Origin of the sequence: Croceibacterium selenioxidans, assembly GCF_018599195.1 — a bacterium.
In the GTDB taxonomy this organism is placed as follows: domain Bacteria; phylum Pseudomonadota; class Alphaproteobacteria; order Sphingomonadales; family Sphingomonadaceae; genus Croceibacterium_A; species Croceibacterium_A selenioxidans.
Genome location: NZ_JAHFVK010000002.1, coordinates 926,710 through 944,857 on the forward strand (window position 1 = coordinate 926,710; position 18,148 = coordinate 944,857).

Annotated in this window: 23 protein-coding genes; 16 read left to right on the top strand and 7 right to left on the bottom strand. The window is 65.5% G+C overall.

All coding sequences use genetic code 11. From position 1 onward, the window contains the following. Nucleotides 1–20: 20 nt before the first annotated feature. From KK137_RS13300 to KK137_RS13335, 8 genes are read left to right on the top strand one after another with little or no spacing between them, the layout of a single operon-like run. Complete coding sequence (locus KK137_RS13300) at nt 21–437, top strand: SUF system Fe-S cluster assembly regulator (protein WP_214537022.1); 417 nt, start codon at nt 21–23, stop codon at nt 435–437. Then, nucleotides 434–1,915 carry a Fe-S cluster assembly protein SufB gene (sufB, locus tag KK137_RS13305; protein WP_214537023.1) on the top strand — a complete coding sequence of 494 codons (1,482 nt, stop codon included), beginning with the start codon at nt 434–436 and terminating at the stop codon, nt 1,913–1,915. The genes KK137_RS13300 and sufB overlap by 4 nt, the downstream gene beginning before the upstream one ends. Next, the gene (locus tag KK137_RS13310; RefSeq protein WP_214537024.1) at nt 1,912–2,391 is read left to right on the top strand and encodes a DUF559 domain-containing protein; all 480 of its coding nucleotides are present in this window, start codon (nt 1,912–1,914) and stop codon (nt 2,389–2,391) included. The genes sufB and KK137_RS13310 overlap by 4 nt, the downstream gene beginning before the upstream one ends. Continuing rightward, nucleotides 2,375–3,115 (top strand): Fe-S cluster assembly ATPase SufC, encoded by a 741-nt coding sequence (sufC, locus tag KK137_RS13315; RefSeq protein WP_214537025.1) that lies wholly within the window; start codon nt 2,375–2,377, stop codon nt 3,113–3,115. Before KK137_RS13310 ends, sufC begins: the two co-directional genes overlap by 17 nt. Then, complete coding sequence (locus tag KK137_RS13320; protein ID WP_214537026.1) at nt 3,112–3,867, top strand: SufD family Fe-S cluster assembly protein; 756 nt, start codon at nt 3,112–3,114, stop codon at nt 3,865–3,867. The genes sufC and KK137_RS13320 overlap by 4 nt, the downstream gene beginning before the upstream one ends. Continuing rightward, entirely contained in the window at nt 3,864–5,063 is a 1,200-nt protein-coding gene (locus KK137_RS13325) for an aminotransferase class V-fold PLP-dependent enzyme (RefSeq protein WP_214537027.1), read from the top strand. The genes KK137_RS13320 and KK137_RS13325 overlap by 4 nt, the downstream gene beginning before the upstream one ends. Beyond that, nucleotides 5,060–5,539, top strand: a complete 480-nt coding sequence (locus KK137_RS13330) for an SUF system Fe-S cluster assembly protein (RefSeq protein WP_214537028.1) — start codon at nt 5,060–5,062, stop codon at nt 5,537–5,539. Before KK137_RS13325 ends, KK137_RS13330 begins: the two co-directional genes overlap by 4 nt. Beyond that, nucleotides 5,539–5,895, top strand: a complete 357-nt coding sequence (locus KK137_RS13335) for a HesB/IscA family protein (protein WP_214537029.1) — start codon at nt 5,539–5,541, stop codon at nt 5,893–5,895. Before KK137_RS13330 ends, KK137_RS13335 begins: the two co-directional genes overlap by 1 nt. A gap of 41 nt (nt 5,896–5,936) precedes the next feature. On the opposite strand, the gene KK137_RS13340 is transcribed toward KK137_RS13335, so the two are convergent. From KK137_RS13340 to KK137_RS13350, 3 genes are all read right to left on the bottom strand, one after another. Next, the gene (locus KK137_RS13340; RefSeq protein WP_214537030.1) at nt 5,937–6,866 is read right to left on the bottom strand and encodes a hypothetical protein; all 930 of its coding nucleotides are present in this window, start codon (nt 6,864–6,866) and stop codon (nt 5,937–5,939) included. 77 nt (nt 6,867–6,943) lie between these two features. Further along, nucleotides 6,944–7,372: a hypothetical protein gene (locus KK137_RS13345; protein ID WP_214537031.1), complete on the bottom strand. Its 429-nt coding sequence runs from the start codon at nt 7,370–7,372 to the stop codon at nt 6,944–6,946. Between the two features lie 2 nt (nt 7,373–7,374). Beyond that, a complete protein-coding gene (locus KK137_RS13350; protein WP_214537032.1) occupies nt 7,375–8,070 on the bottom strand; it encodes an EI24 domain-containing protein in 696 nt (231 codons plus the stop codon). A 91-nt stretch (nt 8,071–8,161) separates the two neighbouring features. On the opposite strand from KK137_RS13350, the gene KK137_RS13355 reads away from it, so the two are divergent. The 3 genes from KK137_RS13355 to KK137_RS13365 all read left to right on the top strand — a co-directional run bounded on the left by KK137_RS13355 (nt 8,162) and on the right by KK137_RS13365 (nt 11,156). Continuing rightward, nucleotides 8,162–9,157, top strand: coding sequence for an adenosine kinase (locus KK137_RS13355; RefSeq protein ID WP_214537033.1), 996 nt, complete (start codon nt 8,162–8,164; stop codon nt 9,155–9,157). A gap of 107 nt (nt 9,158–9,264) precedes the next feature. Beyond that, nucleotides 9,265–10,347, top strand: a complete 1,083-nt coding sequence (locus KK137_RS13360; RefSeq protein ID WP_214537034.1) for a GNAT family N-acetyltransferase — start codon at nt 9,265–9,267, stop codon at nt 10,345–10,347. Further along, the gene (locus tag KK137_RS13365) at nt 10,344–11,156 is read left to right on the top strand and encodes a proline dehydrogenase (RefSeq protein ID WP_214537035.1); all 813 of its coding nucleotides are present in this window, start codon (nt 10,344–10,346) and stop codon (nt 11,154–11,156) included. Before KK137_RS13360 ends, KK137_RS13365 begins: the two co-directional genes overlap by 4 nt. Before the next feature lie 33 nt (nt 11,157–11,189). Here the strand turns inward: KK137_RS13365 and purD are convergent, their stop codons facing one another. After that, nucleotides 11,190–12,488 (bottom strand): phosphoribosylamine--glycine ligase, encoded by a 1,299-nt coding sequence (gene purD, locus KK137_RS13370; RefSeq protein ID WP_214537036.1) that lies wholly within the window; start codon nt 12,486–12,488, stop codon nt 11,190–11,192. On the opposite strand from purD, the gene xseA reads away from it, so the two are divergent. The 4 genes from xseA to KK137_RS13390 are packed head-to-tail and all read left to right on the top strand — an operon-like array spanning nt 12,487 to nt 16,090. After that, complete coding sequence (gene xseA / locus KK137_RS13375; RefSeq protein WP_214537037.1) at nt 12,487–13,944, top strand: exodeoxyribonuclease VII large subunit; 1,458 nt, start codon at nt 12,487–12,489, stop codon at nt 13,942–13,944. The two genes, purD and xseA, sit on opposite strands and share 2 nt — an antisense overlap. Nucleotides 13,945–13,971: 27 nt before the next feature. Further along, the gene (locus tag KK137_RS13380) at nt 13,972–14,175 is read left to right on the top strand and encodes a DUF2093 domain-containing protein (RefSeq protein ID WP_055924347.1); all 204 of its coding nucleotides are present in this window, start codon (nt 13,972–13,974) and stop codon (nt 14,173–14,175) included. Further along, on the top strand, nt 14,172–15,053 hold the full coding sequence (locus KK137_RS13385) for a M23 family metallopeptidase (RefSeq protein WP_214537038.1): 882 nt from the start codon (nt 14,172–14,174) through the stop codon (nt 15,051–15,053). Before KK137_RS13380 ends, KK137_RS13385 begins: the two co-directional genes overlap by 4 nt. A 23-nt stretch (nt 15,054–15,076) precedes the next feature. Further along, nucleotides 15,077–16,090: an esterase-like activity of phytase family protein gene (locus KK137_RS13390; RefSeq protein WP_214537039.1), complete on the top strand. Its 1,014-nt coding sequence runs from the start codon at nt 15,077–15,079 to the stop codon at nt 16,088–16,090. A gap of 33 nt (nt 16,091–16,123) precedes the next feature. On the opposite strand, the gene rpmB is transcribed toward KK137_RS13390, so the two are convergent. Next, a complete protein-coding gene (gene rpmB, locus KK137_RS13395; RefSeq protein ID WP_214537040.1) occupies nt 16,124–16,411 on the bottom strand; it encodes a 50S ribosomal protein L28 in 288 nt (95 codons plus the stop codon). A 104-nt stretch (nt 16,412–16,515) separates the two neighbouring features. Between rpmB and KK137_RS13400 the strand changes: the two genes are divergently transcribed. Then, the gene (locus KK137_RS13400) at nt 16,516–16,971 is read left to right on the top strand and encodes a nucleoside deaminase (RefSeq protein ID WP_214537041.1); all 456 of its coding nucleotides are present in this window, start codon (nt 16,516–16,518) and stop codon (nt 16,969–16,971) included. Here KK137_RS13400 and KK137_RS13405 read toward each other — a convergent pair. Then, nucleotides 16,968–17,678, bottom strand: coding sequence for a ribonuclease T2 family protein (locus KK137_RS13405; RefSeq protein ID WP_338028084.1), 711 nt, complete (start codon nt 17,676–17,678; stop codon nt 16,968–16,970). The genes KK137_RS13400 and KK137_RS13405 overlap by 4 nt on opposite strands. Next, entirely contained in the window at nt 17,675–18,103 is a 429-nt protein-coding gene (locus KK137_RS13410) for a hypothetical protein (protein ID WP_214537042.1), read from the bottom strand. The genes KK137_RS13405 and KK137_RS13410 overlap by 4 nt, the downstream gene beginning before the upstream one ends. Between the last annotated feature and the right edge of the window lie 45 nt (nt 18,104–18,148).

The window sequence follows — 18,148 nt, forward strand, 5'->3', positions numbered from 1 at the left end:
ATTTGAGAACGGATCGCAATATGCGCCTGTCCAGCATGGCCGACTATGCCGTCGTCACGATGTGCGCCGCCGCGCGCCACTGCGGATCTGCGCGCGTTTCGGCCACCGAACTGTCGGAAGAGACTGGCGTGCCTTTGCCTACCGTACAGAAGCTCGTCAGCCTGCTCTCCCGCGCTGGCCTGTTGCGTTCGGTCAGGGGCGCGGGCGGGGGGTTGAAGCTCGCTCGTCCCGCAGCGGCCATTTCGCTGGCCGATATCGTCGAGGCGGTGGAAGGCCCGATCGCGCTGACCGCCTGCGTCGAGCAGGGAAAACACGATTGCGCTCTCGAATCTTGTTGCAACGTCCGCCCGCACTGGGGGCTGGTGAATGAAACCCTGCGCGGGGCTTTGGCGGGCGTACCGCTGACCCAGCTCGCGCAACCGGAAGTACCCGCATGAGCGAAGAACTAGAAATCCAAGATCGCGCCGCGCACGAGGCTGCTGCCAAGGCGGCCGAGTACGAGCACGGCTGGTCCGCCGACATCGAGCAGGAGTTCGCCCCCAAGGGCCTGGACGAAAGCACCGTGCGCTTCATCAGCGCCAAGAAGGGCGAGCCCGAATGGATGCTCGACTGGCGCCTCAAGGCCTTTCGCATGTGGCTTGAGATGGAGGAGCCGAACTGGGCCAAGCTCGGCTATCCGAAGATCGATTACCAGGACGCCTATTATTACGCCGCTCCGAAGAAGAAGCCGGAGCTCAAGAGCCTCGACGAGCTCGACCCCGAGATTCGCGAAGTCTATGAGAAGCTCGGCATTCCGATCGAAGAGCAGAAGGTCCTCGCCGGCGTCGAAGGCGCGCGCAAGGTCGCGGTGGATGCGGTGTTCGACAGCGTCTCGGTCGCCACGACCTTCCGCGAGGAGCTGAAGAAGGCGGGAGTAATCTTCCTCTCGATCAGCGAGGCGATCCGCGAATATCCGGACCTTGTGAAAAAGTGGCTCGGCCGTGTGGTACCGCAGCGCGACAACTTCTTCGCCACGCTCAACAGCGCGGTCTTTTCGGACGGCACCTTCGTCTACATCCCCGAAGGGGTGCGCTGCCCGATGGAGCTCAGCACCTATTTCCGCATCAACGCCGAGAACACCGGCCAGTTCGAACGGACGCTGATTATCGCCGACAAGGGTAGCTACGTTTCGTACCTTGAAGGCTGCACCGCTCCGATGCGCGACGAGAACCAGCTCCACGCCGCCGTGGTCGAGCTGGTCGCGCTCGAGGACGCCGAGATCAAGTACTCGACCGTGCAGAACTGGTACCCTGGCGACGCCGAGGGCAGGGGCGGGATTTACAACTTCGTCACCAAGCGCGGGCTGTGCCAGGGCGCGCGGAGCAAGATCAGCTGGACCCAGGTCGAAACCGGCAGCGCGGTGACCTGGAAGTATCCGTCGTGCGTGCTCAACGGCGAGGATTCGGTCGGCGAGTTCTACTCGGTCGCCGTGACCAACAACTACCAGCAGGCGGACACCGGCACCAAGATGATCCACAACGGCAAGGGCAGCCGCTCGACGATCGTCTCCAAGGGCATTAGCGCCGGGAAGAGCAACAATACCTATCGCGGCCTGGTGCGCGTCGCCGCCAATGCCGACGGGGTGCGCAATTTCACCCAGTGCGACAGCTTGCTGCTTGGCAGCGAGTGCGGGGCGCACACCGTGCCCTATATCGAGGTGAAAAACCCGACCGCGCAAATCGAGCACGAGGCGACCACCAGCAAGATCAGCGACGATCAGCTGTTCTACGCCATGCAGCGGGGCCTCGGGCAGGAAGAGGCGGTGGCGCTGATCGTCAACGGCTTCGCCAAGGAAGTGCTGCAGCAGTTGCCGATGGAATTCGCCGTGGAGGCGCAGAAACTCTTGGGTATCAGTCTGGAAGGAAGCGTTGGATGACCGCCGAGCGCAAGAAACTTTCGCTCGGCAACGTGTCCGACCGCGAACGGGCGACCGGCGACGCGGAGAAAGCGTGGAAGGTCTCGCCGGCCCGGGCCGAGCAGCTCAAGCTCCGCGCGCGTGACATGCGGCGCAACCCGACCGAGGCGCAAAAGCTGCTGTGGGAGCGGCTCAAGGACAAGCAGTGCGGCTTCACCTTCAATCGCGAAGTGGTGATGGGTAGCGCGATCGTCGATTTCGCCTGCAAGACGCGCTGGATCGTGGTCGAGACCGGCGGCACCGGAGAGGACGCCGAAGCCACGCTCGCCGTGTTGAGCGACCGCAAGCTGACCGACGTCGGGGTGCGCGTCATGCGATTTGCCGAAACCGATATCATCGAAGACACCGAAAAGGTCGTGAAGGCGATCAAGGATGAACTGCAGAAGCCGTTCGATCGCCCTGGGTCCAACGAGAGAAAACATGCTCGAAATCACTAATCTCCACGCCACCGTCGGCGGTACGCCGATCCTTAATGGGCTCTCGCTCTCCGTGAACGCGGGGGAGATCCATGCGATCATGGGGCCGAACGGCGCAGGCAAGTCGACCCTGGCTTATGTGCTTGGCGGGCGGCCGGGGTACGAGGTGACCGGCGGCTCGGTCACTTTCAACGGGCAGGACCTGCTTGCGCTCGATCCGCACGAGCGGGCAGCTCTTGGGCTGTTCCTCGGCTTTCAGTACCCGGTCGAGATTCCCGGCGTTTCCAACGTCCAGTTCCTGCGCGAAGCGCTGAACGCCCAGCGCAAGGCGCGCGGGGGCGAGCCCCTTTCCGGCGGCGAGTTCCTCAAGCTCGCCAAGGAACAAGCGGCACTGCTGCGGATGGACATGGAAATGCTCAAGCGGCCGGTGAACGTCGGCTTCTCGGGCGGTGAAAAGAAGCGCGCCGAGATGGTGCAGATGGGTATTCTCGACCCGATCTTCGCGGTGCTCGACGAGACCGACTCCGGCCTCGACATCGACGCGCTCAAGATCGTCGGCGAGGGTATCAACTCTATCATGCGCCGGCCCGACAAGGGCGTGTTGCTGATCACTCACTACCAGCGGCTGCTGGACTACGTGAAGCCGGACGTGGTGCATGTCCTGGCCAAGGGCCGCATCGTGAAGAGCGGCGGGCCCGAACTGGCGCTCGAACTTGAGCGTGAAGGCTACGAGGCGGTGGCGTGACGCAGCTCGCTGCCCTCCCCACCCAGCGCGACGAGGAGTGGCGCTACGCCGACTTCGCGGCGCTGGAGACGCTTGCGCCTGAGCGGTTCGACGAGTGGAAGGAGATCGAGCTGGCCCCCGGCGAGACCCGGCGCAAGTCGATGGTGCTAGGTGGAGAGTCGCCGGAATTGCACCGCATCCGCCTGACCGTGGGCGAAGGCGCGCGGGCGGAGTTGTTCGTGGCCAATATCGGCAACGACTACACCCGCGTCGAAGTCGAAGTGCGGTTGGCCAAGGGCGCACACTTTCAGTTCGGCGGCGTGACCATTGGCGGCGGCGACGCGACGCTCGAGTTCGTCACCCGCACTATCCATGCGGAGCCTGAAGCGACTTCGGAGCAGGTCGTGCGCTCGGTTCATTGGGGACAGGGCATTGGCAACTTCCTGGGCCGCATCGATGTCGCGCGGGATGCGCAAAAGACGGATGCCGCGCAGGACTTCAAGGGGCTCCTGCTGGAACGCGGCGCGTCGGCCAATGCCAAACCTGAGCTGGAGATTTTCGCCGACGACGTGAAGTGCGCCCACGGCGCCGCGATTGGCGAGATGGACGAGACCGCGCGGTTCTATATGGCCGCGCGAGGTATCCCGCCCGAAGTGGCAAAGACGCTCCTGGTGCGCGCCTTCATCGCCGATGCCTTCGCAGCGCTGGAGGACGAGACCGAGCAGGAGCGGCTCCTGGATGCCGCACTGGCGGTCCTGGGTGACGTGGCATGAGCACCGCCCCTGCCCTCAAGGCTGCTGTTGACTTCAAGGCCGATTTCCCTGGCCTGCTGAACGCCGACGGTTCCCGCTGGCACTACCTCGATTCCGGCGCCACCGCGCAGAAGCCGCAGGCGGTGATCGACGCTGTCAGCAAGGCCATCGGCGCTGATTACGCAACGGTACATCGCGGGGTTTATACCCGTTCGGCGGAGATGACGCTGGGCTACGAAGCCGCGAGGCGCCGCGTCGCCGCGTTCATAGGCGGACGCGAGGACGAGGTGATCTTCACGCGTGGCGCGACCGAGGCGATCAACCTCGTCGCCTACAGCTACCCCGACAAGGGCAGGGTGTTGCTCTCCGAATTGGAGCACCACTCCAATATCGTCCCCTGGCAATTGGCCGGTTGGCAGGTCGATGTCTGCCCGATCACGACTGACGGGCGGATCGACCTCGACGCAGCGGAGCAACTGCTGACTTCTGAGCACAAGATGGTCGCCTTCGCCCACGTTTCGAACGTGTTGGGCTCCGTGCTCGATGTCGAACGGGCCGTGGAATTGGCGCACTCTGTCGGTGCGAAGCTGCTGCTCGACGGATGCCAGGCCGTGCCCCGGATGGCGGTCGACGTCGCGGCGCTGGGTTGCGATTTCTATGCCTTCTCCGGCCATAAGCTCTACGGACCCACCGGTATCGGCGCGCTGTGGGCGCGGGCCGAATGGCTCGACCGGATGCCTCCGTGGCAGGGCGGGGGCGCAATGATCGAGAAGGTGACCTTCGAGAAGACCACCTTTGCCCCGCCGCCGCAGCGGTTCGAGGCGGGCACCCCGGCGATCGTCGAGGCCATCGGGCTGGGCGTTGCCTGCGATTATGTGGCGACCCTCGGGCTCCAAACGATCCACGAACACGAGGCGCGCCTCGTCAAGCAACTGCGCGAAGCTCTTCGCGGTATGAACGACGTGCGCCTGTTTGGGCCCGAGGACAGCGCCGGGATTGTCAGCTTTGAGCTCGAGGGTATTCATCCGCACGATCTCGGCACCATATTGGACGAAGAGAACGTCGCCATCCGTGCCGGGCACCACTGTGCCCAGCCGCTGATGGAGCGGCTCGGCGTACCCGCGACGGCACGGGCGAGCTTCGGGCTTTACAGTGATGAAAGCGATCTCGCCGCGCTCTTGCGCGGGATCGAACGGACCAAGAGGATTTTCGGATGAGCGAGGGAGCGGAGAAGTCTTTCCGCGTCGAGGAAGTGGACGGCGTCGAACCGCCGGTCCGCGCGCGCGTAGAAAACGCGGAAACGCCCGCGGAAAAGCTCGGGCGCAAGAAGGACTACCTGGAAGGGTTCCTGGCGCAGAAGCCGCAAGCGACCGCTCCGGGCGATCCCGGCGGCGACCTTTACGAGCGGGTGATCGATGCCTTGCGCGAGATTTTCGATCCGGAAATTCCGGTCAATATCTATGACCTCGGCCTGATCTATGGCGTCGACGTTTCGCCCGACGCGGACGTCGCGGTGACGATGACGCTGACGACGCCGCACTGTCCGGTCGCGGAGTCGATGCCGGGTGAAGTCGAGTTGCGCGTCTCGTCGGTTCCCGGCGTTCGTGATGCCGAGGTCAATTTGGTGTGGGATCCGCCATGGGACCCGGCCAAGATGAGCGATGAAGCGCGGCTCGAGCTGGGGATGTTGTGATGAGCGAGACCAAGATCCGTCAGCGGCCCGCTGCCGTCACCCTGACGCCCACCGCCGAGCAACGAGTTGCCGACCTGATGGCGCAGGCTCCGGAAGGGGCGATCGGCGTGCGTCTCTCGACCCCGCGGCGCGGCTGTTCGGGGTTGGCCTACTCGGTCGATTACGTCACGCAGGAGCAAGCGTTCGATGAGAAGATCGAAACGCCCGGCGGCGTGTTCTACATCGACGGAGCGAGCGTGCTTTACCTGATCGGCAGCACGATGGATTGGCAGGAAGACGATTTCACCGCCGGGTTCGTATTCCAGAACCCCAACGCCAAGGGCGCCTGCGGCTGTGGCGAGAGCTTTACGGTCTAGCCGGAAGTTACGCCCTCGCGTCAAACCCGCGGCCGCCTCGACTAGGCGTCTTCGGCCAAAAAGGCGATCAGCGCCGTTTCGTACTCGTCGATAGTCCCGTCAGCCTTGACGTGGGCGTCGAGCCATTGCTTTTCGGCAGCGTCGACGTTTTCTGCGTCTGACAGTTCGGCAAGCGGGTCACGCGTGGGCTGCTTCTTGCCGAACGCCACGCCGAAGGCGTCGGGTGAGCTCTGGACCATGCGACCCAGGAAACGGGCGACGTGGGTGCTGTCATCGGCAACGAAAGCTTCGAGTTCGGCGGCCTGCTCGCGCGAGATTTGTGCGGTACGGGAGGCGACGCCTTGCAGGTAGTTCGCCACGCCTTGCACGAACATGCGCTTCCATTCGGGCGCGTTGGCGGCCCCGAGCGAGGCGTCTTTGAGCCGGAACAGCAACTCGGCCTCTATGCAGGAAACCGCGGCCGGACCATCCCCTGCCGGGGCAAACAGCACCCGGCGCAGTAAGGCCGCCTCGGTGGTGTTGATCGATCCGGCCACCAACTCGCCACTCCGCGTCGGGCCGCTACCGGTAAGCACCGCTTGCTCGAGCTGCTGAAGGATGTAGCTCTTGAGCTGTTGCGGCACATTGAAACCGCGTTCGAGCACGCGCACGAGCAGTTCCAGTTCGGTCATGCCCTTGAGCTGGCCGTTGCGGTCGAGGCGTTCGATCAGCCAGTTCGCGGCATCCTGGGACACGTATCCGCGGGGTTCGGCGCCGCTGAGCACGTAATCTCCAATCGCCTCGACGAAGAAGTCGCTCCATTCGGCAGTCGGTTGCACCAGCGCGTCGTTGACGTCGAAGATCGCGGCGGCTTCTTCCGCCCGGATCGAGCCATCGCCCCAGCCCATCCGGCGCAGGCTGAGAATTTCGTCGGCGGAGATCGCACCATCGGCGGCGGCCTGGCGCGCGATATCGGCGAACTGCATAGTCATGCTCGGTCCAGCTCCCTTCGGTTGGGAGCGGGATATCGCTCAACAAGCTTAAATTGGGGTTACTCCCCCGTTTTGGGTTATCGATGCAGGGCGGCGACGCAGGCCGCCCGGTCGACATCCTGGCCGTCGCTCGCGCGGCGGGCTTCGATCCAGGTCGCGACGGGCTCGGCGCCTTCGCGGAGCGGGTAGAGGAACACGTCGAGCACGCAGGCCTCGCCAGAGAACTGAAGCTTGCGCATGTCGCCTTCGCGCACGTCGAGGCGCGGATTGCCGAACTGGCGCACGAGGGCGCCTGAATCCCGTTCGATCACCGATTCAAGCCCCGGCGCGCGCATGACCTGGGGCTTACGGAAGCCGGGCACGGGCGGAGCGTTGGGCTGGGTTGGCGGGACCGCCTGGGTAATGGGCGAGCGCGCTGGCGGCGGGTGCGGAGGCCGGCTTGTTTGTGGGGCGGAGGCGCAACCGGCCAGCAGCGGCAGAATCGGCAGCAAGAGTTTGAAACGCATGCTCAGGTGCGGCCCTTTCGATGGATCAGATGAGTGGAGGCAGCGGCGCCCAGCATCGGCGCGAGCAAGTTCACGAATGGTACTGCCAGCAGCATGGCAATAGCGCCACCCAGGAGCAGCCGTTCGCCCCGGCTGACGGGCGCCGGGTCCGCGGCGTCGCGACGGTGGCGAAGCCAGACCATGTCCTGCAGTTCCCACCCCACGAGCACCGCGTTCACCGCTAGATACAACAGCGCGGGACCTATCCCGGTTACCAGCAAGGCCAGCGCGAAGGGAGCGGCGGCGAGATTGACGAAGAGGGCGCGAAAACCGGCCCTGAAGCTGGTCGAGAGCTGCGCCCGGACAGGCAAGTCGCGCGCGCGGGCGGCCGCCTGCGGATAATAGCGTTGCTCGACCGCCTGGACCACGTCGTCGGCAAAGAACTGGATCACGGCCATCGCCACGATCCGCCAGGCGAGCCACAGGCCGAGCAGGGTGAGGAACAGCGAAGCGAGTCCGCGGACCTCGTCCGCACCCGCAAACAACCGCCCGTCCAGGCCAAGGGCGGTGAAGCCCCAGTCGAGCAGGTACCAGCCGCCAACGGCCACAAGCACGAACAGCACCACGGTAACCGCGAGGCTTTTCAGCAGGATGCGGAGCACTCGCGGATCGGCAAATTGGCCAAGCGCGAGCAGCAAGGAAGCGGCGACCCCAGGCATATCTCTTGCGATTGCGCGCGCGGCGGGCCAAGTCAACGCCCGCGCGGCTCCCTGGGCCGCGTGTCCTCCACTCGAATGCTCGGAAAACCGCATGTCCGAACCTAAATACGACGTCATCGCCATCGGCAACGCCATCGTCGACGTGATGGCTCCCTGCGACGACGAGCTCATCACTCTCCTCGGAATGGTCCGGGGCGGGATGTTGTTGATCGACGAGGCAGAAGCCGAGCGGCTCTACGGCATGATGGGCCCGGCAAAGGAAATTTCGGGCGGATCGGCCGCCAATACACTGGCCGGTCTCGCCGCGCTCGGGGCGAGCTGTGCGTTTATCGGCCAGGTTGCGGAAGACCAGCTAGGAGAAGTCTTCGCGCACGACATTCGCGCCGGCGGCATCGCTTTCGACACGCCGGCCCGCGCTGGCGAACCGGCTACGGCACGCTGTCTGATCTACGTCACTCCCGATGGCCAGCGCACAATGAACACCTTCCTCGGCGCCTCTCAATTCCTTCCGGCGAGCGCACTCAATGATGCCGTGATCGCCAGCGCCCGCGTGCTCTACCTCGAGGGCTATCTGTGGGACCCGGAAGAGCCGCGGGCGGCGATGCGGCGTGCCATCGCGGCTTCGCGCAACGCTGGGCGCAAGGTGGCCCTGACCCTGTCGGATTCCTTCGTCATCGCGCGCCACGCCAACGATTTCAGGGCCTTGCTGGAAGAAGGCCAGATCGACATCCTGTTCTGCAACGAGGACGAACTGCACACGATGACCGGTGAGCGGGACTTCGAGGCCGGTGTGGCCAGCCTGGCCCCCCGTGTGCCGATCCTGGTGGTCACCCGCAGCGCCAAGGGGGCCATTGCGGTCGCCGGGGATGAGCGTGCCGAAGTGGCGGCAGAGCCGGTCGAGAAGGTCGTTGACACGACGGGCGCGGGCGACTTGTTCGCGGCTGGCTTCCTGGCCGGGCATGTGCGCGATTTACCGCTTGCGACCTGCTTGCGCATGGGAGCGATCGCGGCCGCCGAGGTCATCAGCCATTACGGTGCACGGCCCGAAGCCAACCTCGCGGCCCTGATGGATGAAAGGCTCGGCTGACTCGCCAGCCCGGGCAACGAACAGCGATGATTGGGTGAATCTTAGGACTTCCGCGCTATCCGCGCGGGAGAACCGGAGCGCCATCCAACGATGCGATTCACGTCCTCATGATCGATCTCAGCCTTCCTGGCGGGATGGAGGCGCTCGTGCGCGGGTGGGAGCTGCTCCAGCCTCAGGCCACACTGCCGACGCAAGGCGCTGATTTCATTGCCGCGCTCGGCCGTACCCTGCTGGCCGATACGCCGATCAAGCTGGTCGAAGCGAAGGACGATGACGAGACCGTGGCCGTCCTCCCCTTGTGCCATGGCCGCGGTCCCTTCGCGCGTTGGCGGCTGCCCGGGGCGGCCGAAGTATTCGAGCCCGGCGATGCCCTGTGCCGCGACAGCGGTTCTGCCGCCACTCTTGCCCGGTTTCTGGCCCGACAGACTCGTCCGGTCGAATTGCATCGTGTCCCGGCCGATTCCGCGCTGATCCCGGCCCTCAGGTCAAGTATGAGGGGGCGCGGCTGGATGTCCGTTCGACCGGCGACGGCGTGTCCCTTCATCCCGCTCGATGTTTCCTGGACCGACGCCGAGAGTCGTTTCTCTTCGCGCCGCAGGTCAGACTTCCGCCGCGCCGAGCGCCGGGCCGCTGAGTTCGGCCAGGTTACCTGCGAAGTCCTGACACCGCTTCCGGCCGACTTTGATCCCCTGTTCGACGAGGCCGTGGCGGTCGAGGCGCGCAGCTGGAAGACGCCCGCCGGCACCGCGATCGCCTGCGACCAGGCGAAGGAGCAGTTCTTCCGTTCTTACTTCCTGGCTGCCTGCAAGCGGGGGGAATTCCGTGCCGCGTTCCTACGCATCGACGGCAAGGCGGTCGCCATGCAGCTCGCGGTCGAATGGTCGGGCCGCTACTGGCTCTACAAGATCGGATACGACGAGGCCTATGGCCGGTGCTCTCCAGGCACGTTGCTGATGCTGCACTGTCTCGGCCATGCCGCACGGCGCGGGCTTGAGAGCTTCGAACTGCTGGGGGACGCCGAAGCTTGGATCGCAGACTTCTGGACGCGCGAGCAGCACGAATGCCGCCGCGTGCGGACATATCCCCTGAGCCTTTCCGGACTCACGGCCCTGCTGGCCGACGGCACTGCCTGGATTCAAGGGCAGATTCGGGCCCAAATTCGGGGGCGGCTGCGGCCGAGTTCGGCATGAGCGGAGTGATCAGGGCCCGATTGCGCGATTTCCGCTACGCCTTGCCCAACCTCGTTGAACGCATCGTGCCAGGTGAGGGGGCGGCCGATGCCGCTGCGCAATGCGCCGAGTTCGCCGCGCGGGGTTTCAAGACGACGGCGGGCTTCTTCGGCGCCGGGGAGACCAGCCGTGAAACCGTCATCGCCGCGAACCGGCAGGTGGCGGAAGAGCTCGCAAGGGCTCGCGGCAGTACCCTGCTGGCGGTGAAGGCCCCTGCCCTGGGGTTCGATCCGACGGCCTTGCGCGGGATTGCTGCTTCGGGCGTGCCTCTCGTATTCGACGCCCTGACCGAGCCGCACGCGGAAAAGACGGTCGCCCTGGCCCAGGAGTTGTGTGCAGGAATCGCGCTTCCGGCACGCTGGCGGCGTAGTGCCGCCGATGCGGAGCGCCTGCGCGACGAGCCGTGCCGCATCCGCTTGGTCAAGGGCGAGTGGGCCGATCCGGGCGGGGACGTTCCCGACGTGGCCGCCGCCTATCTGGAACTCGCGTCGATTCTCGCAGGACGCTGGACCATGGTCGGTGTCGCGACGCACGATCCGCGCCTCGCGGAAACCGCGCTTGGGCTGCTGCTCGATGCCGGCACTCCCTGCGAACTCGAACTCATCCGCGGCCTGCCGCGTCGCCGGACGCTGGACGTCGCTCGCCGGATGGGCGTGCCGGTGCGGCTCTACTATCCTTTCGGCCCGGGCTGGTGGCCTTACGCAATCGACAAGGCGCTAGCCCGCCCATACCTGCCGGTCTGGGCGCTGCGCGACAGGCTCGGGTTCTAGGCGGCAGATCCTGCCCGGGAAAAGCGGGGTGGATTATACCGCTGCAGTTTCGCGTTCGATCTCGCGCCAACCGATATCACGACGGCAGAAACCCGTCGGGAAATCGAGCGCATCGACGGCGCGATAGGCGGCATCTTGGGCCTCAGCGACGCTGTCACCCTGCGCGGTCACGTTGAGCACGCGCCCGCCATTGGCCACCAGCCGTCCCTCCGCATCGAGCGCGGTCCCCGCATGGAAGACTTTCGCCCCTGCCGCCTCGGCAACCTCGATATTCGCGATTCGTCCGCCTTTCGCCGGCGTTCCCGGATAGCCGTCCGCCGCCATCACCACGGTCAGCGCCTTCTTGGTCGAGAACTGCGGAGCCGGCAGCGCTCCGAGGCTGTAGTTGGCACAGGCGAGCAGGTATTCGCCAAGATCGCTTTGCAGTCGCATCATCAGGACCTGGCATTCGGGATCGCCGAAGCGGCAGTTGTATTCGACCAGCTTGGGACCCTCGCTCGTCAACATGAGCCCTGCGTAGAGTACGCCAGCGTAGGGCGTGCCTTCGTCGGCCAGGGTCTTGACGGTCGGAGCCACGATCTTGCTCAGGACTTCTCCACGCATGTCGGACGTCAGCACCCGCGCGGGGCTGTAAGCGCCCATGCCGCCGGTATTGGGGCCCGTGTCGCCATCGCCGACGCGCTTATGATCCTGTGCACTCCCGAACGGGACGATGACGGCGCCGTCGGTAAGGGCGAAGAAGCTCACTTCCTCGCCCTCCATGAATTCCTCGATCACGACTTCCGCGCCAGCCTGGCCGAACGAACCGCCGAACATGTCGTCGAGCGCGGCTTCCGCCTCCGCCCGATCCTGCGCGATCACTACGCCCTTGCCCGCCGCGAGGCCGTCGGCCTTGAGCACGTAGGGGGCGGCAAAGCGATCGAGCGCCTCCACCGCCTGTTCCAGCGAGGTGGTGCGGACATAGCCCGCGGTGGGAATGCCGGCGCGCTCGCACAGGTCCTTGGTGAAACCCTTGCTGCCTTCGAGCTGGGCTGCCGCCTGCGAGGGCCCGAACACCGCGAAGCCTGCCGCCCGCAGCGAATCGGACAACCCGTCCACCAAGGGCAATTCGGGCCCGATCACCACCAGGCCGATGCCCTGCTCGGTACAGAAGGCGACTACCTGGGCGTGGTTGGAGAGGTCGAGCGGAACCAGCGTGGCGTGTTGGGCAACGCCCGGATTTCCGGGGGATGCATAGAGCGTGCCGCCGTTTTCCGCGATCAGCCGGGATTGCGCGAGCTTCCATGCCAGCGCATGTTCGCGTCCGCCCGATCCAATCAGCAGGATGTTCATGCCCGGCCCTTCCTTCAATGACGATGATGCCCCCGCCGGCGGGCTGGTAGCCAAGGGGCAGCCCGGGGACAACGCTGCGCCGCTCTCGATCACCGAGATTTCGAATATTTTGAAGCGTACGGTCGAGGATCGCTTCGGTTTCGTGCGGCTGCGCGGGGAACTCTCTGGTGTCAAGCGCGCCGCCTCCGGCCACCTTTACTGCAGCCTCAAGGATGAAGGTGCAGTGATCGACGGTGTCATGTGGCGTGGCGGAGCGCAGCGGCTGGGGTTTGTGCCCGAGGACGGCATCGAAGTCGTCGCCACGGGCAAGCTGACCACTTACCCGGGCCGGTCGAAGTACCAAATCGTCATCGAAGCGATGGAAGTTGCCGGCGAAGGCGCGTTGCTCGCGCTGCTCGAGAAAACCCGCCGGCGGCTTGAGGCGGAAGGCCTTTTCGCCGCGGAGCGCAAGCGCCGTCTGCCGTTCCTGCCGCGGACGATCGGCGTGATCACCTCACCCACCGGGGCGGTAATCCGCGACATTCTGCATCGCTTGGCGGATCGCTTCCCGAGCCAGGTTCTCGTCTGGCCGGTGCTCGTTCAGGGACAGGGTGCGGCCGAACAAGTGGCCAATGCCGTCGTCGGCTTCGGCGCTTTGCCCGAGAACGGCCCGATCCCGCGGCCCGATTTGTTGATAGTCGCCCGCGGTGGAGGCTCGATCGAAGACTTGTGGTCCTTCAACGAGGAGATCGTGGTCCGCGCCATCGCCGCATCGCCGATTCCGGTGATCAGCGCCGTAGGACACGAGACCGATACGACGCTGGCCGACTATGCCGCCGATCGCCGCGCCCCGACGCCCACTGCGGCCGCCGAGATGGCGGTACCGGTGTTGCGTGACCTCGCCACGACGCTCGATGAGTTCGGCTTGCGCCAGCGGAAATGCGCGCTCCGCCCGGTTCAGCTCGGGCGCGAGCGGCTCGAGGCGCGGCTCGCTCGCATGCCCAGACCCGAAGCCCTGGCGACGCAGCCCGCCCAGCGGCTCGACGACCTCGGCGAACGCCTGCGGCGCGGGCTCGCGGATCGGGCGGCGCAAGCCAAGGACCGACTGCAAGGCGATTCCGCGCGACTCTCTGCTCCCCTGCTCATGTCTAGGATCGACCGGTCGCGCGACCGCCTGGGGGCCGTTCGCCTGCAGCCGGCGTTGCTGACCCGACCGCTGGCTGACGGGCGCCAACGTCTCGCGTCGATCTTCCGCCTGGCCGAGCATCTCCATCCGGAGCGCCCCCTGCAGCGCGGCTACGTCATGGTGATGGACGCTCAAGGAGTGGCCGTCACCGATGCCGCCCATGCGCGCAAGGAGGCGAGCCTGTCCTTGAAGTTCCGCGACGGGATGGTCGACGTGGTTCCTGCGAGCACGCCTCGTCCGTCGCGAACCAAGCCGGTCTCGTCGTCGAGCGAGCAACCGAAATTGCTTTGAGACGGGGGGCTTGGTAAGGCGATGGCCATGCTGATGTCTTCAGGCGAACAAGCCGCCACCCTGCTCTACGGCCCCAACGGTTTCCGGGTCATCAAACCCGGACGCTTTGTCACTTGCGCGGTAACCGGCGAACCGATTGCGCTGGAAGAGCTGCGCTACTGGAGCGTTGACCGGCAGGAGCCTTACGCGAGCCCCGAAATCTCGACGCGCCGGTTGCTCGGCCAGGCGTGAGGCGCTTCCTGGCTCTGGCCCTGGGCTGTCTCGCCGTCGCTTGCGTCGCGCCCCATGCCGAAGTCGAAGCCCGTGCCGAACAGCAGGCGCCATCAAGCCCGCCTCAAGTGCAACCGGCATCCGCGACCTTTGTGTTTGGCGGTGAGCTGACCCAAGGTGGCTGGATTCGCGGGGAAGTGCCTCCGGGCACGGTCTCTGCCCGCCTCGGCGAAACGGCGATAACCTTTGATGGCAGCCGACGATTCTTCGCCGCTTTCGACCGCGACGCCGGGCCCGAGGCCACGCTTGTCGCGACAATGGCGGATGGCCGCACGCTGGAGATCCCGCTTTCGGTTTCGCCCCGCGCCTGGAATATCGAAAACATCAACGCTTCGCCTACGGCCAATGTCCCGAGCGAGGAATTCCTGGCGCGCCGCAAGCCCGAACTGGAACGCATCGCTGCCGCCCGGCAGATCGAGACGGGCAGCGAGGGCTGGCTGCAAACTTTTATCTGGCCTGCAACCGGGCGCATCTCCGGGCGGTTTGGATCGCAGCGCGTCTATCGCGGTGAACCGGGTAGCTACCATTCCGGGATCGATGTCGCGGGCGGCACGGGAACGACTTACGTGGCTCCTGCCGATGGGATCGTCGTACTCGCGGCCCAGTCTCCCTATACTCTCGAGGGCAACCTGTTGATCATCGACCACGGCATGGGGCTAAGCAGCGCCTTCCTCCATAGCTCCGAACTCCTCGTGCACGAGGGAGAGGCAGTGAAGCAGGGCCAGCCGATCGGGCGAATTGGCGCGACAGGCCGGGCGACGGGCCCGCATCTCCATTGGGGGCTCGTCTGGCGGGGTGCTCGCCTCGATCCGCTGCTCTTCACCGGCCCGATGCCCTGAGCCCCTGAGAGGCATCCGGCGGGATGTTGCGGCTGTTCCTTCTGCTCGTCGTGGCGCTCGTCCTGGCGCCTGGGACCTGGATCCGCTCCACGCCCGGCGCGAGCGTGGAGGACAATCGACAGGCGCTTTCGATCAAGCCGCTGCCCGTGACCGTCAGGAAACTGGGCGTGTTCGATGTCGCTGGCGTGTGGGAGCTCGACAGCCGCAACAGCCGATTCGGAAGTTACTCCGGACTGGTGGCTCTCGATTCGGGCCGGCTGCTTGCGGTTAGCGATAGCGGTAACCAGCTGGAGTTCACGCCGCCCGGTGATGGGCCGCCGCGGCCGTTTCTCGCTTCGCTCATCGGCCAGAGCGTCAGCGACAAAACCCACTTCGACGCCGAGTCGGCTACCCGCGATCGCACTAGCGGACGACTGTGGGTCGGTTACGAGCAAAGCAACAGCATCGCCCGGCTCGACCGTAACCGTCGGCCCGAAGGTCGTGCGCGTCCGCTGGCGATGCGCAACTGGGGCGGCAATACCGGTCCCGAGGCCTTGGCACGCCTGACGGACGGACGCTTTGTGGTGCTCGCGGAAGCGGATCCGGGCTGGTTCGCCGACGACTTTCCCGGCCTGTTGTTCCCCTACGATCCGGTCGAGGGCAGCCTTCCGCAGGCCTTCAGATTTGCCGCGCCCGAAAGCTTCCGCCCCGTGGATATGGTGCAGTTGCCCGACGGGAGAGTGCTGATCTTGCTGCGGGAAGTGAAATGGCGCTTGCCGCCGCGCTTCGCCGGAAAGCTGATGGTGGCGGATCCGGCGCAGATTCGCCGGGGATCCGTGTGGAAGGGAGAGGTCGTCGCCGATCTCGACGAACCTCTAGCGACCGACAACTACGAAGGTCTTGCCGTGACGCAGGCCCGTGACGGTGCCGTCGTTGCCTGGCTGATCTCAGACGACAACTCCGCTTCGTTTCAGCGCACGCTGTTGCTGAAGCTGGAATGGCGTCCTGAGGCCGAGGCACAGCAAAAGGCGCACGGCACGGACCGCACGCCTCGCTGATTCGGATTTTCGGGCGCCGGAAGCGCCGCAGCCTCAGGCGGCTACAGCGGCCTTCTTCAGCTCGCGCTTGATCTTGCGAGCCTGCGCGCTGAGCTTTTCGTCCGAGGTCTTGAGCAGCCAGTTGTCGAGGCCACCGTTGTGTTCGACCGAGCGCAGGCCGTGAGTCGAGACGCGGAACTTGAAGCTCCGGTCCAGCTTCTCGCTGAGCAGCGTCACGTTCTGCAGGTTCGGCAGGAACACACGCTTGGTCTTGTTGTTGGCGTGGCTCACGTTGTGGCCAGTCTGGCGACCCTTGCCGGTCAGTTCGCAAATACGCGACATCGTTCGTCTCTCGAAAATCTAAGCTTGGGGGTATCCCGGAAAGCGGCGCGCATAGCGGTGGGTCCCGCTTGCGTCAACCAATCATGCGCCTTAGCCCCCGTTGCATGACCCGTTGGCCGCTTCCCGAACCGATGGCGCGTGCGCTGGAATTGGCTCGCGAAGCCGCCGCGGCGGGCGAAGTGCCGATTGGTGCCGTCGTGGTCAAGGACGGCGTCGTCGTGGGCGAGGCGCACAACGCTCCGCGAGAGCTGACGGACCCCACGGCCCACGCCGAAGTGCTGGCCTTGCGTCGTGCCGCGCAAAAGCTTGGCAGCGAGCGGCTTGAAGGATGTGACCTGTGGGTGACGCTGGAGCCCTGCGCGATGTGCGCCGGGGCTATCGTCCACGCCCGAATCGCCCGCGTCTACTACGGGGCTCCCGACCCCAAGGGCGGAGCAGTCGAGCATGGCGCGCGGGTGTTCGAGCATCCGCAGTGTCTTCATCGGCCCGAAGTCTATCCCGGCATTGGCGAGGAGCCGGCGGCCGCGCAATTGCGGGAATTCTTCGCGGCCCGACGCTAAAGACCGCGCCAGACCTTCACGGGTTCCGAATCGGCCGGCCCGTAACGCTGCTTGCCGCACTTGGCGGGCATGAAGTCCTTGCCGTAGCAAAGCCGCATCTCTTCCACCCAACCGCGGTCGTTGACCGCAAGGCCGATATGCTCGGGCTTCCAGTAGCGATTCGCTTGCGCGAACGCCTCGCGAATGTCCCCGGCGGTCAGGGCGTCCGAGCGGGCGATCCGATCGAAGTCGGGCCAGCGCAGGCTGCTCCAGAGAATGCGGGTCACTTTGAAGTAGCTCTCGGGGCGCTGCGTCATGCAACTGCCATGCTTGGCCCATTCGCGCGCCAGCAGCCCCACCGAGGGCGTCATGCAGAGATTGCGGGCGAGCTCTGCCGAGGAGGGCTGGCGCGACGCAGGGCACCATTGCGGCCAAGTGCCGCGACCTTCGGGCCAGAGACCGTGCACGACGAAACCGAAACGTCCCGATCGGCCTGAGCATTGCCGGCTATCGCCCGCCCGCCTCTCGCGCCCCCTGCAGTACTCAGGCGACCAGCTCAGCGAGAGTGTGTAACCGGTGATCGGCACCTGCCTTGCAGGCCCGTCACGCTGGACCGCCGGTACGCTAAACGATCCTCGTGGGATCTGGCACTGATAGGCTTGGGCCTGGGCCATGCCGGGCGCCAGGGCGAGAGTCGCGATGCTCGCCGCAAGCGCCCGCCAGATCACTCGAAAGTGGCCGAGTCGCCCGTTTCCTCGCCGCTCAACCAGGCTTTTGCGTCCGCCCGGAAAAGGTAGACAATAGCCGCCAGCTCAAGCCCGTAGACCACCAGGTTCAGGACGCTCGTAAGACCCCAGGAACCCGAAAACGCGGCACGAAGCGACGTTAGCCCGAGCGCCACGAAAACGACGAGAACCCATTTTGCCCAGTTCGCGGCCTTGTGGGCAATCAGGTACCAGAGGCCGAGGTACATCGCGTAACCGACTGCGGCCGCGCCCAGAACGAATCCACCACCCAGTCCCAACTGTTGAATGGCGGGATCGCTCGTCAGGGCGTCCACCGCTGCCTGGTAGCTGATGGCGAAGCCGACCAGGCTCAGCGCGAGCGAGGCCAGAAACAGACGTTCGAACATAAGAATGGATTGCGGTCGCATGGCATTGTCCCCCTGATTGCCCGGACTACCTGCCTCAGTAGGATC

Bases quoted from the DNA above. Each gene is read 5' to 3' on its own strand.
- KK137_RS13300 (WP_214537022.1), top strand. From the start codon at position 21: ATGCGCCTGTCCAGCATGGCCGACTATGCCGTCGTCACGATGTGCGCC.
- sufB (WP_214537023.1), top strand. From the start codon at position 434: ATGAGCGAAGAACTAGAAATCCAAGATCGCGCCGCGCACGAGGCTGCT.
- KK137_RS13310 (WP_214537024.1), top strand. From the start codon at position 1,912: ATGACCGCCGAGCGCAAGAAACTTTCGCTCGGCAACGTGTCCGACCGC.
- sufC (WP_214537025.1), top strand. From the start codon at position 2,375: ATGCTCGAAATCACTAATCTCCACGCCACCGTCGGCGGTACGCCGATC.
- KK137_RS13325 (WP_214537027.1), top strand. From the start codon at position 3,864: ATGAGCACCGCCCCTGCCCTCAAGGCTGCTGTTGACTTCAAGGCCGAT.
- KK137_RS13330 (WP_214537028.1), top strand. From the start codon at position 5,060: ATGAGCGAGGGAGCGGAGAAGTCTTTCCGCGTCGAGGAAGTGGACGGC.
- KK137_RS13335 (WP_214537029.1), top strand. From the start codon at position 5,539: ATGAGCGAGACCAAGATCCGTCAGCGGCCCGCTGCCGTCACCCTGACG.
- KK137_RS13340 (WP_214537030.1), bottom strand. From the start codon at position 6,866: ATGACTATGCAGTTCGCCGATATCGCGCGCCAGGCCGCCGCCGATGGT.
- KK137_RS13345 (WP_214537031.1), bottom strand. From the start codon at position 7,372: ATGCGTTTCAAACTCTTGCTGCCGATTCTGCCGCTGCTGGCCGGTTGC.
- KK137_RS13350 (WP_214537032.1), bottom strand. From the start codon at position 8,070: ATGCCTGGGGTCGCCGCTTCCTTGCTGCTCGCGCTTGGCCAATTTGCC.
- KK137_RS13355 (WP_214537033.1), top strand. From the start codon at position 8,162: ATGTCCGAACCTAAATACGACGTCATCGCCATCGGCAACGCCATCGTC.
- KK137_RS13360 (WP_214537034.1), top strand. From the start codon at position 9,265: ATGATCGATCTCAGCCTTCCTGGCGGGATGGAGGCGCTCGTGCGCGGG.
- KK137_RS13365 (WP_214537035.1), top strand. From the start codon at position 10,344: ATGAGCGGAGTGATCAGGGCCCGATTGCGCGATTTCCGCTACGCCTTG.
- xseA (WP_214537037.1), top strand. From the start codon at position 12,487: ATGCCCGGCCCTTCCTTCAATGACGATGATGCCCCCGCCGGCGGGCTG.
- purD (WP_214537036.1), bottom strand. From the start codon at position 12,488: ATGAACATCCTGCTGATTGGATCGGGCGGACGCGAACATGCGCTGGCA.
- KK137_RS13380 (WP_055924347.1), top strand. From the start codon at position 13,972: ATGCTGATGTCTTCAGGCGAACAAGCCGCCACCCTGCTCTACGGCCCC.
- KK137_RS13390 (WP_214537039.1), top strand. From the start codon at position 15,077: ATGTTGCGGCTGTTCCTTCTGCTCGTCGTGGCGCTCGTCCTGGCGCCT.
- rpmB (WP_214537040.1), bottom strand. From the start codon at position 16,411: ATGTCGCGTATTTGCGAACTGACCGGCAAGGGTCGCCAGACTGGCCAC.
- KK137_RS13400 (WP_214537041.1), top strand. From the start codon at position 16,516: ATGACCCGTTGGCCGCTTCCCGAACCGATGGCGCGTGCGCTGGAATTG.
- KK137_RS13410 (WP_214537042.1), bottom strand. From the start codon at position 18,103: ATGCGACCGCAATCCATTCTTATGTTCGAACGTCTGTTTCTGGCCTCG.